Below are 14869 nucleotides of genomic sequence, written 5' to 3'. Positions count from 1 at the left end.
TCTGTAAGAAAATTAGTTAAATTTTACACTTTTCAAAAATTGTGAAATTTACATTTATCTTATAGATAACTTAAAATTTGATCTACCCTATTTTGAAAATGATGAGCGAGAGTTACCTTGAGAGCTTGTGGTTCTTGCTCTAAAAAGCAAAACAACACTGACCTTATAAAAGCGGCGATAAATGTAAATAAAGTGGCTTATTTGAGCTGGCACTTTGGAGGCAAATTAAATCTAAAGCGAGTGTTTTTCTAAAAGCTAGTAGAACAATCTTACACATGCTAAATTTAAAGAGTAGAATAGTGCGTGCCATTTTGTTTTTATGCGCCAAATATTGATCTTGTGCGTTAAATTTGCCATTCAAATTTAAGAGCTAGTAGCTAAATTTTGAAAATGTAGATCTGAAAGCTATTTTTTTAAGTTAATTAAAATTTATCGTCAAAAAGTGTGCGGATGTCTAGTATGTAGTTTTTGGGCATAAAGATCGGTGAGTCTAAAATTTCAAGTACGCCATCATTAAATGAGAGAAATTCCACTACTCTTTTTGGCTTTCCGGCGGTTTTTATGCTCATATCGGCTAGATGCACCACCTTTACGATCTGCATTTTATCTGTCGTCCATTCAGAAAAAGCTAGAAATTTAGAGTCGTCTGAAAATAAAAAGCAAGCTGTTGCTCTTTCGCTAAGTAAAATTTGATGGGCGCTGCCATCTTTAACTAAATTTTGATCCACTGATGATGTTTTTGCGTGGTTTGAAAACTTATTTTTTAAATTTAGACAGTGCTTGCTATTTATAAAAAGCCTTAGCTCGCCAAGGGTTGGAGCGCCCATAGCGACCTCGCAACCTTCAAATTTGGCGCTAAATTTACCATCACTGCTACACGCATTTGCCTCGTAGTCCCAAGCCGAGCTCATAAATTTACCTATTAAATTTGCCTGCCATGGCTTTGTAGATATTTAGCTCGTCTTGTAAAAGTGTGTATTTTGCTTTTAGTAACCCTATTTTGGCCTCTAGCTCGCTATTTTTAGCCTCTAAAAACTCTTTTAGCTCAACCTTGCCGTAGGAGTATTTTAGCTCGTAAATTTTTGAAATTTCCTCGTAGTTTTTTATCTGATCTTGGTAGTTTGTAAGTAGCGCTTCGTCGTTTAGGTAGCCTTTGTAAAATGCGTCTATCTCGTTTAATGCGCTATTTAGAGTACTTATGTAGTTTAGCTTTGCAAGCTCGAAATTTGCCTCGCTAACCTTTAAATTTGACTTTAGCTTAGAATAGTTTAAAAATGGTAAATTCAAAGCGATGTTGCCATTTAGAAATTTAAGGCTAAAGGCTTCCTCTTTTTTGTCGGTGCTGCTTTTGAGGCTGGCTCCTAGCGTGATGCTTGGATAAAACTCTTTTTGGCTCGCTTTGTAGTTTAAGATGCCCTCTTCTATGCGGTAAATAGCCACTCTTAGGTCCGGGCGGTTTGCTATGGCACTTGTTGGCACATCTAGATCAACGCCCACTCTTTTAACGGGACTTAGCGTGAGGCCATCAAATTTAAGCTCAAATTCTGGCCTCTCATTTAGCAAAATCCTAAGCGTTTTTTTAGCACTCACAAGCTCCTTTTGGGCGCTTTCTATCTTATTTTGAGCGCTTAAGAGCTGTGAGTTTATCTGTTTTAGACTTAGCGCTTCCTCTTTGCCAAGCTTAAATTTAAGCCCAACTATCTCATTTAGCTTGTTATAAATTTCTAAAATTTGCTCATAGGTTTTTATGCTCTCGTTTAGATATAAAATTTGAAAATAGGCGTCTGCTACGGAGTTTATCACGCTTAGTTTGCCAGCCTCCAGATCAAATTTAGTAGCATCCACTTCAAACATCGCTGCGTCTTTGCTGTTTGCTAGCTTTTGCCAAAGATCAAGCTCGTAGCTAAGCCCTATGCTTGAGCCAAAACTTCTAGTGACCGCACCGCCCTCTTTTATATTTTTGCTACTTGTTGCCTCGATGCCAGCATTAAAGCTTGGGATCAAATTTGCCTGCAAAACGCCAGCTTGAGCGAGCGCTTTATTTACATTTACCGCGGCTTTTGCAAGGTCGGTGTTGTTTTTAAGCGCAAGTTCTACAAGCTCATCAAGGTAGCTTTGCTCATACTGCTTCCACCAAGAGGTGTCTAAATTTAGCTCACGGCTAGCGTTATCTTCAAGTAAAATTTGTTTGTAGTTTTCATCTATATTTTTAACAGCGCAGCCGCTTAAAACGAGCACTAAAGCTAGGCTTAGAAATTTCATATTACTCCCTTGAAAGCGCATCTATTGGGTTTAGTTTTGAGGCGTTTTTAGCTGGCATGTAGCCAAAGATGATGCCAATAGCCATCGACGTGACAAGTGCAAGCACGATCGAGCCGTTTGAAAAGATCATGCTAAAGCCGTTTAAGAAGTTGTTAAAGATGTAGCCGATAGCGTAGGATAGGACGATGCCGATGGCTCCGCCGATAAGGCAAAGTAGCACCGCCTCTATCAAAAACTGCTGCAAGATGTTGCTCTGTCTAGCTCCGATCGCCATTTTTATGCCTATCTCTTTGGTGCGCTCAGTGACTGAGACTAGCATGATGTTCATGACGCCTATGCCCCCAACTACGAGCGAGACGACGGCGATGCTTGAGATGAGAAGGCGCATGGTTGAGATGGTCTCTTCGATCGTTTGCTTTATGCTGTCTGAGTTTCTTGTAAAAAAGTCCTTTTTGCCGTGCTTGATCTCTAAAAGCTCAGTTAGTGTTTTTTCGGCGATTTGCGCATTGACGCCCTCATTTACTTTGGCGGTGACCGAGCTTATAAATTTATCCCCTGTGACCTTATTTAGCACGGTCGTGTATGGAGCGTAAATTTTAAGCGTGCTTGAGTCGCCCATCTTAAAATCATCCTTTTGCAAAACGCCGATAATGCGAAGTGGCTTTTTGTTAAAAAGTATGATCTTGCCGATAGGATCATCATTTTTAAAGATGCTATTTTTGGTGTTTTGATCGATTAGTGCGACTGAAGCTGAGTTTAAAACCTCGTCATCATCGTAAATTCTGCCCTCTTCTAGCTTTAGTCCATTTACGTCAAAGCTCCCTACTCCACCGCCTTTTAAGCTCGCACTTAGCGAGATATTTTCATAAGTCAGCACGCCTGAAGTGCTTGTATTTGGCGTGACTGAGTCTAAAAAGGACTGCTTGGCAAGCATGTTTGCATCGCTTATGGAGAGCGTTTTTACCTTGCCTGAGAGCATATCGCCAAAGCCTTTACCTGGCATGATGTCGATCGTGTTTGTGCCGATCTTTCTGATACCAGCTAAAATTTGCTCCTGCGAGCCTTTGCCAAGGGCAACGACGCTAATGACCGCGGTGATACCTATAATAATGCCAAGCATCGTTAAAAGCGATCTTAGTTTGTGCGCTAACATCGCATTTACCGACATTTTAAAGCTCTCTATTAGCTGGTCTTTATAGTAGGTAAATTTACTCTTTTCTGGCTGGGTTTGCTTGCTAGCCTCGTAAATTTCGCTATTTTTTACATTGTCACTTACGATGTTGCCATCTTTTATCTCGATCACACGGCTTGCATACTCTGCGATCTTTGGGTCGTGCGTGACGATGATGATGGTGTGGCCTTTTTTGTAAAGATCAACTAAAATTTCCATCACCCTAAGCCCACTTTTGCTATCAAGCGCGCCTGTTGGCTCGTCTGCTAAAATGATCTCGCCACCATTCATCAGCGCCCTTGCTATGGAGACCCTTTGCTGCTGTCCGCCTGAGAGCTTATTTGGTAAATTTTTCGCTTTTTCGCTAAGACCAAGCGAGCCAAGAAGTTCATTAGCTCTTTTCTCTCGCTCGCTCTTGTTTGCACCTGCGTAGATGCTTGGCAGTGCTACGTTTTCAAGGGCGTTCATCGTGCTAAGCAGGTTATATCTTTGAAAGATAAAGCCAAATTTATCTCGCCTAAGCTTGGCAAGCGAGTCGCTATCAAATTTTGATATTTCTTTGCCATCAAGCAGGTACTGCCCACCACTTGGGCTATCCAAGCAGCCAAGGATGTTCATCAGGGTTGATTTGCCAGAGCCAGACTGACCGATGATGGCTATAAATTCGCCCTTTTTTATCTCTAAATTTATGCCATGCAAGATCTCTATCTCATTGTCACCTAGCTTAAAGCTTTTAGTGATGTTTTTTAGACTTATCACTTAAAACTTCTTATGTTCTTTTGCGATCATCTTAGCGATCTCGCTTGATGAGCCTTGAGATGTGATGATCTCATCGCCCTCGTTTATGCCGCTGATGATCTGCGTATCGAGGTTGTCTTTTATGCCGATTTTGACCGCTGTTTTTACTGGCTTGCCATCTTTTAGCACATAGACAAAAGTGCCGTTTTCATCTTTTTTGATGCCGATGCTTGGCACGATGATGGCGTCCTCGACGTTTGCTATTAAAAGCTCGTTTTGCGTGGTCATGCCTATTCTTAAAATTCCATCTTTGTTATCAACGATGCTTTGTGCGTAGTAATAAACTGCCGAGCTACTGCTAGAGCTACTTGAGTATGAAGACTTACTGCTGCTACTTGAGCCGTAGCTGCCATCACTTAGCGTAGTAAGCCCAGGATCGATCGAGCTAACAGTCGTTTGAAATTTCTTTGTTGGCTCAGAGAGGATCGAGTACTCAACTGGCGTGCCGACTTTGATCTTTGTGATGTCGCCCTCTGCTATTTGCATCTTCATCTTTACATGGCTAAGATCAGCGATATTTACGATAGTTGGCGTAGTTTGGTTGGCATTTACGGTCTGACCCTCCTCAACCTGCACGCTTACAACCGTGCCATCTCTTGGCGCGGTGATCTTTGTGTAGCCTAAATTTATCTTAGCGGTGCTTAGCTCGATATTTGTCTGCTTGATCTGTGCTTCAAGCTCCTTTATCTTGGCGCTATTTGCACTATATGTGTTTTTTGCGCTTTCAAATTCTTGCTTTGAAGTGGCGTTTTTGACAAAGAGTGCATTTTCTCTATCAAACTGCGTTTTAGCGATATTTAGAGCCACTTTTGCACTTTCAAGCTGGGCTTTGTAGATGGCAAGCTGTGCTTCTTTATTGTCTATGCTATTTTGCTGGGTCGAGCTATCGATACTTGCGATCATATCGCCTTTTTTTACCTGATCTCCAAGCTTAACATATAGCTTTTTTATCTGACCGCTCACCTGAGCTCCCACGTCGATTAGCTCGGTGGCGAAAATTTCTCCAGTCGCATCGACTTTTTTGCTAAATGAGCCCTTCTTTGCCTTTTTGGTGATAAACTCCACCTCTTCTTCTTTTACCTTGAAAAATTTATCATAGACGAAGTATCCACCGACGCCTAAAATAAGCAGGATTATTAAAATTTTAGATTTTTTCATCGCTTCTCTTTGTAAAAAATTGGTAAATTCTACTCTACAAGAGTAAATACTCTTTAAGCTTCCTCTTTTGCCATGCCAGCCTCTATCAAAAACCTACTTGGCTGATAGGTCACCTTCTTTATCTTGTCGTATTTTGCGTAGCTTAGATATAGCTCGTCTTTAGCCCTTGTTACTGCCACGTAAAAGAGCCGTCTTTCTTCTTCTAGGCTGCCGCCCATGCTCATTAGCTTTAAATTTGGAAAGCGGTTTTGCGCGAGATCTACGATGAAAACTTGGTCAAACTCAAGCCCCTTGCTCGCATGCACGCTAAGCAAGCTAACGCCCTGCCCTTCGCTCATCTCGTTGCTTCCAAGGGCTAAGAAGTTGTAAAATTTACTGATATCTTGATACTTTTTAGCTAGCTCGCTTAGCACCACGCTCTTTGCCATTATGCGCTCTTTGACCTCTTCTTTGAGCGCTAGATCGACGTTGCCGTTTTTTAGAGTTGCCCTTTTTGTACTGATGTTTTCGACGATTAACGAGTAAATTTTGCTAGTTTTTATCTCATTTATCATCGTAGCTGGCTTTGAGATATTTCTCATGCCTCTTAAAAAGTTGTAAATTTCATATAAAAATTGCGCCCCACTCTCGCTTAGCTTTTGTAGCTTTAGCACAGGGTGGCCTAGAAATTTATCGCTAAAGCCAAGCTTAGAAAACCTTGAAACCTCGGCAAATTCGTCAAGGTCATCAAAAAGTCCTAGCTGGTAGTTTCGCCTTTTGTTTGATGAGATATTTACGCTCTCATCTGGCTCAACTATCCCTTTTATCAAATTTCCATGCCCAAGCTTAAGCAGTGCGTCAAAAATTTCTTTGCTAACTGCGCTGCCAACGCCCTTTGCGTATTCGCAGATGTGGATAAATGCCATTATATCTTTTGGATTGACATAAATTCCCATGATGTCGATGAGCGCCTTGATCTCACGGCTCTCAAAAAAGCTCACCCCGCCCTTTCGCTTTGAGCCGATGCCTCGCTCTTTTAGCGCGACCTCGATGCCATCAGCTGATGAGTTATTTCTAAAAATTATGGCGATATTTTCTCTATTAAATGGCGAAAGTGAGATGATATCAGCGATATTTTGATACTGATCAAAAAGCTCATTATAGACAAGTAGCCTTGGAGGCTTGAAATTTCCCTCACGGCTAACTGTAAGGTGCTTTTCATAAAGCCTTGGGTTGTTGTTTATCACCTTGTTTGCAAGGGCAAGTATGCTTGAGCTTGAGCGGTAATTTACATTTAAAGCGTAGATATTTGCGTTTGGAAAGCGATCTTTAAATGAGCCAATAATCTCGATATTTGCGCCGTTAAATGCGTAGATGCTCTGGTCAAAATCGCCCACGCAAAAGAGGCTCTTTGTCTTAAATGCGTCTATGAGGCTGCCTTGAAGCGTGTTTGTATCTTGATACTCGTCGATCAAAATTTCATCATAAGCTAAATTTGCTCCCTTTTTTAGCTCGTCTCGCATTTTTATGAGAAGATCGTTAAAGTCAGCATAAGAAAATTTAGCCTTCTCAGCCTCAAACTCCTCTAAGACATCTTCATAAATTTCAGCATAAACGCCCTGCTCTTCGCTTTTCTCGCTTATCCACTTGCCAAAAGTTGTGCCTTGTTCGCTGTTTTGAAAGAGCGAGTAAAGATCATATAGATATGCCCCGCCGTAAGGCTTGACGTCGCTTAAATGGTAAAATTTACGCCTCTCAACAAGACTTTTTAAAAGCGTCTTTAGCTCGCTTGGCTGCTTTAGCGTGACGCCTTTATCAAGGCTTTTTAAAAGCGAAAATGAGACCGAGTGGAAGGTGCCTGCGGTGATTTTGGAGGTGATTTGCTTGTCAAAATACCTATTTAAGCGCTCTATCATCTCGCTGGCTGCTTTGTTTGTAAAAGTTAGAAGCAAAATTTTCTCTGGTTTTACGCCTAAATTTAGTAAATGAGCGATGCGAGCGACAATCGTGCTAGTCTTGCCAGTGCCAGCTGAAGCGATGATGAGATTGTGTCCAAATGGCGCAGTTGCGGCGGTGTATTGTTCTTTGTTTAACCTAGATAAGGGCATTGTTTCCTCTTTATTAAAAAGGTCTAATTATAGCTACTTAAACTTTAACAGCTATAATCACGCGGATGAAAAAGTTTAAATTTCTAAAATTCCTTACCCTATTTTTGGCTCTAATGGTCGCTATTTTTTTGATACTTGATCAAATTTATCCACTAAATTTAGATGCGCTTAAAAAAGACGAAGCCAAAATTTTGCTTGATAAAAATGGTGAGATCATAAATATGAAGCTTAGTAGCGACGGAATTTGGAGATTTCACGAGCAAAGCTTCCCAAACTCGCTAAAACAATGCGTCATTCTCTTTGAAGATAGGTACTTTTACTACCATTTTGGCGTAAATTTTGCCTCCATTTTTAGGGCATTTTTCCACAACCTAAGAAGCGACAACCGCATAGGAGCTAGCACTATCACGATGCAAGTTGCAAGAATGCTTGAGCCAAGTGATAGGAGCTATAAAAATAAGATAAGAGAAATTTTTAGAGCATTTCAGCTTGAACTTCACTTTAGCAAGGATGAAATTTTAAATTTATACCTAAATTTAGCCCCTTATGGCGGCAATATCGAGGGTGCAAAGGCGGCAAGCTTCTTTTACTTTGGCAAGGAGCTAAATGAGCTTAGCTACGCTCAGGCCGCACTTTTAAGCACAATACCCAAAAATCCAAATAAAAATAGACTTGATAGAGTTTCAAACATAAACGCCCTAAAAAACAGGGTCATAAAGATGCTTTATAAGGCAAATTTAATCGATCTAAGTGCATTTAAAAGAGCGCAGGCTGAGCCATTTAAAAATGTAAGGATAAGAGCTGTCGTAAACGCTAGTGACTACGCAAATGTCGCTTTTAAAAACCAAATTTCAAAGGCGAGCTTGGATCTAAATTTGCAAAAAGATATGCTTAAAATTTTAAAAGACGCGATGTTTTCGCTAAAGGCTAAAAACGCAAACAACGCCGCAGCCGTGGTGATAGACAATAAAAAAATGAGCGTTGTTGCCTTTATCGGCTCGCACGATGAGCACGCACGCGACGGCAAAAACTCAGCCCTAAATATGAAGCGAAACACCGGCAGCACGCTAAAGCCTTTTATCTACTCGCTAGCCCTTGATAGCGGGCTTATCACGCCAAGCTCGCAGCTAATCGATACGCAAATTTATCTGAATGAATATGTGCCAAAGAACTTTAGTAACGACTTTTTGGGGCTTGTAAGCGCAAAGGACGCTCTAAATTTTAGCCTCAATATCCCAGTTATAAATTTATACTTAAAGCTAAAAGATAACTCACTTTATGAGCTGCTTGAAAAGGTAAATTTAGTTGATGAAAACAAGGAGTTTTACGGCTCTTCGATAGTTTTAGGCAGTGCTGAGATGAGCCTGATTGATCTTGCGCATCTTTATACTATATACGCAAATGGCGGGGTTTATAGGCCACTTGAGTTTGCGGGCAAAAGCTACAAAAATGAAGACAAAAACATAACCCTCATCTCGCCTCAAAGCGCATATCTAACCGCCAAAATGATGAGCGAGGCCTCAAGGTCATATCTAAAAAATGCTTGGCAATATGCGCAAAACACGCCAAAGATCGCCTTTAAAACAGGCACAAGTGCAAACTCACGCGATCTTTACGCCATTGGAGTTGATGAGGACTACACAATAGCTGTCTGGGTGGGCAACTTTAACGCCGAAAAAACCGACAAACTAACTGGGCTAAATGACGTCTCAAAGATCGTTTTTGATATGTTTAAGATCACAGCGCAAAGGCAAAATTTAGAGTTTATGAGCGAGCCAGAGGGCATTGAGAAAGTGCCAACCTGCCTTGATGCTTTTAGTTATGAAACATGCAAAAAAACGGCGCTTGATGATAGGATAGTTGGAGTTAAACTGCAAGATAAGTGCAAGAGTTTAAGAGGCGAGGAGCTTGAGTTTTTGATAAAAAATGGCTTTTTAGACAAAGACGAGGTCAAAAATAGCCCTTGTGCTGAAGTTTTTAAAGATAAAAAGCCAGTTTTTGCCTATCCGTATGACGGCGAGGAGATCGTGACAGATGAAAATGTAACACAAATTATGCTAAAATGCTACGCGTTTTTAGGTGATGAAATTTACCTGAAAGTGGATGATTTGAACTTTTATAAGATAGAAAATGCAAGCGAAAAAAGGCTAGATCTAACTCTTGGCGAGCACACTTTAAAATGCCTTGATCAAAACTCAAATCAAAGTGAAATAACAATAAAACTAAGGAGATAAAATGCAGCAAAAAGCGCTACTTCTAGCACTTTTAGGAGCAATAAATTTATATGCTTTAAGTCTAAATGGCACCGCCGAGGTAAAGTCGCCTTTAAGCGTGGAATTTGGACTAGAAGATGATGTTAGTAAAAATCTCATAGGCACGTTAAGCGAGAAAAAGCTTATCTCGTGCGAGCCAGCGCTAAGTGGCACGGTGAAATTTAACGCTCAAAGCCTTACATTTTTTACAAAAGATATGCACGCAGGCGTAGAGTATAGTTGTAAGCTAGAAAATGGCAGCAGCGCTAGCTTTGAGACGAAAGAATTTGCGCTTGAGAAGATAGAAAAGCTCTCTGATAGCAAATTTATTCTTAAATTTAATGACGAAGTTAGTGATGAGCTTGTAAAAAAAATAGCCGTAAAAGGTGCTAGTTTTAACGCCCTTCAGCTCTCTCAAAACAGCTTTGAGCTTGATCTTGATAAAAATATAAGCGAGCCTACTTTTGAGTTTGGAGAAAATTTTGAGAGTAAATTTGGCGCTAAGCTAGCAGGCGATGGCGTGGTAAAATTTAGTGAGCAAGCAAGCGATGAGAGCACAAATTTAAACGCTGAAGCTAAAAGCTTTGAGATAGCTAAAATTTATCCGACAAGCCTTGATAACGGCATCTTGGCATTTAGAATTTATCTAAAAGAGTGGCTAAGCGATGATAATAATCTAAAGAAATTTATAAAGATAAAAGGCGTAAAAAGCTTTAGCATAAGCGACGTGGCATATAAAAATGACGATGAGAACGGCGCGCCAAATTCTGAACTTGATGGGTATGATTATTACATCGATATCACAAGCGATGAGTTTAAGCCACAAAATAGCTACGAGATCACGATAAAACCGGGCTTTGGAGATGATAGAAATGTCGTAAGAGAGGCGAAAACCTACGAGGTGGTCGCTAGTAACTTCACTCCATTTGCAAATTTCACAAACGAAGAGCCTTACATCTCAAGCGTGGGCGAGATCGGCATCAGAAGTGCAAATTTACCTGAGCTAAATGTGAGCGTTGAAAAGTTAAGCGATCAAAATTTTAGATACTTTTTAAATTTCAACGACAATAGCGAAGATCTAGGCAATTTTAGTTCAAAAGTAGCAAGCAAAAGCTACAAGCTAGAGGGTGCGTTAAACGAAATTTCACTAAACAAGATCAAGCTTGACTTTGCAGGGGCAGGAGACGGCGTTTATAAGATAAGCTTAAACTACGGCAAAGATAAGAGCGTCTCAAAGGTCGTCTATCTAAGCGACATCGCCATAAATGCAAAGCTTGGCAAGGATGAAATTTTCGTCTTTGCAAACCGCCTTGGCGAAAACACAATGCTACCAAACGCAAATGTAAAAATTTATGGCAAAAGAAACGAAGAGATCGCAGTTGGCGCGACAAACGACGTCGGCGTCTTTAAATTTAACAAAAAAGATATCTACAAAGAGGTCTCATCGATCGTCGTCTCACTTGGCAAGGAGCAAAATTTCCTCATCATAAAAGATGGCGAAGCGCTAAATGAGGCAAAGCTCATCAGCCAAAATCCAAGCGAGAGCATCGACGCTTACACGCATTTTGCCTCAAATATCATAAGACCAAACGAGAGCCTAAAAGGGGCTATCTATCTAAGAGATAGGGACTTTAACCCACTTAAAAATATGCCAGTCAAGATCAAATTTATCGATCCGCAAGGCAAAAGTAGCGCCCAGATCACGCAAAATACAAATGATGTCGGCATAATAAATTTCGAAAAAGAAATTTTAAGCGATCTAAGCGGTAGATTTAACATGCAGATAATCTACGCTAGCAAGGTGATAGCAAGCGTGCCATTTTACGTCGAGAGCTTCGTGCCAAACAAGATAAAAAATGACATAGCTATAGATACGGATAAATTCTTTTCAAACGAGTTAGTAAAAGTAAATTTAACAAGTAGCTATCTCTTTGGCGGAGCAGCTAGCGACCTAGCTGGCAGCATGCAGGTTAGCTTCTTTGATGATGAGTATAAAAATAGCGAATTTAAAGAGTATAAATTTAAAAATGACACCCTAAAAGCGTCTGCTTATCCAAGCATAGAAAATGATCTCACTCTTTCAAAAGATGGCAAATCAAGCCAGATGATAGATCTTAGCTTTAACACTAAAAACGCGCCTTCTATCATAAAAGGCGTCATAAATTTCAACGTAAATGACGATGGCAAAAATGTAAGTGACGCAAAAAGCTTTACGCTCTATCCTTATAAAGATATGGTTGGCATCGCTGCTAGCACGGCATTTGCTGATCCAAACGAAGATGTAAAGATAAGAACAGTCGTTGTTGATATGCCAAGCCAAAAGGCAGTGAAGTCAAATTTGAAATTTGATATAAAACGTGTCACATGGCAGTATCAAAGGGACGCAAATGGCTATATAAAATGGATCCAAACGCTTGAAGACGTGGATAGTTTTTATAAAAATAGTGGCGAGTTTAGCTATAAATTTACGCAAAGTGGCTCATACGTCATCACTGCTACAAATTTAGTAAGTGGCGCAAGCACGAGCCTAGACATCGATGTAAGCGGCTACAACTACTCAACCCTAGCGCCTACAAAAGAGCTTAGCAAGTCTCAGATCAAACTAAACAAAAGCGTCTATAAAAAAGGCGACGAGCTAAGTGCGGACATAAGCTCAGCCATAAAAGAAGGCATCGCACTTGTCACGCTTGAAGACGCAGGGGTTAAAGCCTACAAGGTCATCAAGATCAAAAACAACTCAGCAAATGTTAAATTTAAACTTGACTTTGACTTTAACGGCCTTTACGTGAGCGCAAATATCTACCGCATGACTGACGCTGGACTAACTCCGTTTAGAACCTACGGCAAGGCCTATGCAAACGGCGATAAATCTTCAAGAAAGATAGAACTTAGCCTAGAAGCGCCAAAAAGCGCAAAGAGCGATGAAAATATCAAAATTTCACTAAAAACAAAGCCAAAAGCTTATCTGAATTTATTTATCACAGATGTTGGCGTGCTTGATATCACATCGCAAAAACCAGCTGATCCGCTTAAGTTTTTTGATAAAATTTTACCTGATGGCGTCTTTGACTATGACATCTATAATATGCTTACAAACTACAAGGTGGAGGGCAAAACGCTAAGCTTTGGCGGTGATGCTGCGGCGATGGCTGTGGCTGCAAAAATGGCAAAGCATGCAAGCCCAGTTGATAGCAAAAATGTAAAAACTTATGCAAATTTAGTGAGCCTTCAAGCAGACGACAAAGGCGAAATTTCATACGAGTTTAAAACGCCAAATGGCTTTAATGGCGCCATTAGAGTAGATGCTGTGGCAAATGACACAACTGCAATGAACGCCGTAAATAGCGAGATAAAAGTAAAAGATGATGTGATCATTAAGCCAAGTGCTTTGATATATCTTTTAAAAGGCGATGAATTAAGCGCAAACTTAAGGCTTATAAATACGACAAATGCCGACAAAAACCTTACTATAAATGTAGCATCAAGTAAAAATTTAAACATCAAAACGCAAGAAAATGCTAACCTAAAGCCATTTGAAAATAAGGCATTTGTGCTTAAAATTTCAGCCTTTGAAACAGGTGCTGGCGAATACAATGTCACAATAAGCGACAAAAATGGCTCAAAAACGCTTCAAAATTTACTAGACGTTGTTAGCCCTTATACGATCAGCACCTACGCAAAGAGCAGCGTCTTTGACAAAGATAGTAAAATTTCACTACCAAAAGGCTACCACGATGTGAGCATTGATGCGTCAAGCTCGGTCTCAAGCGTGCTTTTGGCAGCTTCTAAAAATTTAGTAGAGTATCCTTATGGATGTGCAGAGCAAAGGAGCTCAAGACTGCTTGCGCTTTTAAATTTAAAACCAAGAGATGAGCTTGAAAAAAGCGATAAAAAGAGATTTATCGCAAGCGGCATAGATGAGCTAGTCAAGATGCAAAAACCAGACGGCAGCTTTGGCTACTGGAGCGATCTAGGCGAGACAAATGCATTTGCAAGCATCTTTGCAACAGATGTGCTTCTTGACCTTGAAGAGGCAGGATATGATGTAAGTAAAGGTGTCAAACAAAATGCTCTAAATTCGCTCTTAAAATATGCAAACAACGATTTAGAGGCGCTTTACGCTCTTTATGTAAGCTCACGTGCAAATATGGCCGATAGATCAATCTTAAATAAAATTTATGACGACAAAGCCTACAACAAAACAGCACTAAGTAAATACCTAATGGCAGCAGCCCTAAAGCTAAACGGCCTAAATGACGAGGCAAAGGTCGCGCTAAAAGATATCAAAAATGCTAAAACAAGCGAAGAAAATGCATCTGATTTTAGCTCAAAAGTAAGAGATAACGCATTTATCTTATATCTGCACGCAAAATACTTTGAGAAAAACGACTACTCAGACGACCTTGCAAATTTCTTGATAGTAAATTTAAATGAGCTAAGCTCAACGCAAGAGCGTGCATTTACGCTAAGAGCGCTAAATGCCTACTTTGGCAAAGATAGCGGCGAGAAAAATAATAAATTTAAGCTTAGCTATAACGGCGAAAGTAAAGAATTTGACGGCCTTTTAAGCACCTCTTTTACTACAAAAAATGGCGAATTTAGCATCACTCCACTAGGCTCAAATAAGCTTTATGCGACTATCTTAAGCTACGCTTACTTACCACTTGAGATCAAACACAAAATCGAGCCAAAAGAGCTTGACATCTACCGCGTTTTTGTCGATGAAAAAGGCAAAGAGCTAGATATAAATAGCCTAAAAGTAAATGACGTCATCTACTCAAAAGTGGTGATAAACTCAAAAACAATGGTTAAAAATGGCGTTATAAACGAGATCGTAAGCAGCTGCTTTGAGCCGATAAATGAAAATTTAAGCAACTTTAGCAAGAGCTTAAAAAACAGCTTACAAGTAGAGTATAAAAGCATAAAAGATGACCGCGTGTTAAGCTTTTACACGCTAGGTGGCGACGAAAAAGATGCCGTGCTTTACACACCTTACCGCGTAAGACTTGGCGGTAAATGCTCGCTTGGCGCAGTCACAACTGAAAATATGTATAACGAAAGACAAAACGACTACGACTTAGCTCAGCGAAGCTTTACTGTCAAATAGCTATTTAAACTTCGGGGCGTTTAACCGCCCCAAG

General features: G+C 40.2%; 7 protein-coding genes. 2 read left to right on the top strand and 5 right to left on the bottom strand.

The annotated features are described in order from the left end of the window. Positions 1–422: 422 nt before the first annotated feature. The 5 genes from CVS91_RS01020 to CVS91_RS01000 are packed head-to-tail and all read right to left on the bottom strand — an operon-like array spanning position 423 to position 7476. On the bottom strand, positions 423–911 hold the full coding sequence (locus CVS91_RS01020; protein ID WP_107829671.1) for a flagellar protein: 489 nt from the start codon (positions 909–911) through the stop codon (positions 423–425). A gap of 4 nt (positions 912–915) precedes the next feature. Next, the gene (locus CVS91_RS01015; RefSeq protein WP_107829669.1) at positions 916–2262 is read right to left on the bottom strand and encodes a TolC family protein; all 1347 of its coding nucleotides are present in this window, start codon (positions 2260–2262) and stop codon (positions 916–918) included. 1 nt (position 2263) lies between these two features. Then, positions 2264–4192 carry a MacB family efflux pump subunit gene (locus CVS91_RS01010; RefSeq protein ID WP_107829667.1) on the bottom strand — a complete coding sequence of 643 codons (1929 nt, stop codon included), beginning with the start codon at positions 4190–4192 and terminating at the stop codon, positions 2264–2266. Next, positions 4193–5389, bottom strand: coding sequence for an efflux RND transporter periplasmic adaptor subunit (locus tag CVS91_RS01005; RefSeq protein WP_107829665.1), 1197 nt, complete (start codon positions 5387–5389; stop codon positions 4193–4195). A gap of 53 nt (positions 5390–5442) precedes the next feature. Continuing rightward, positions 5443–7476, bottom strand: a complete 2034-nt coding sequence (locus CVS91_RS01000) for an ATP-dependent helicase (RefSeq protein WP_107829662.1) — start codon at positions 7474–7476, stop codon at positions 5443–5445. 65 nt (positions 7477–7541) lie between these two features. On the opposite strand from CVS91_RS01000, the gene pbpC reads away from it, so the two are divergent. Together pbpC and CVS91_RS00990 are read left to right on the top strand one after the other, a co-directional pair. Further along, positions 7542–9710 (top strand): penicillin-binding protein 1C, encoded by a 2169-nt coding sequence (gene pbpC / locus CVS91_RS00995; RefSeq protein ID WP_107829660.1) that lies wholly within the window; start codon positions 7542–7544, stop codon positions 9708–9710. A 1-nt stretch (position 9711) separates the two neighbouring features. Then, positions 9712–14835, top strand: coding sequence for an alpha-2-macroglobulin family protein (locus CVS91_RS00990; RefSeq protein ID WP_107829658.1), 5124 nt, complete (start codon positions 9712–9714; stop codon positions 14833–14835). The last annotated feature ends 34 nt before the right edge of the window (positions 14836–14869 follow it).

This window comes from Campylobacter concisus (assembly GCF_003048985.1).
GTDB classification, from domain to species: Bacteria; Campylobacterota; Campylobacteria; order Campylobacterales; family Campylobacteraceae; genus Campylobacter_A; species Campylobacter_A concisus_AY.
The sequence above is the reverse complement of the archived record's forward strand: the minus strand, read 5'-3'. Positions and strand labels throughout refer to the sequence as shown.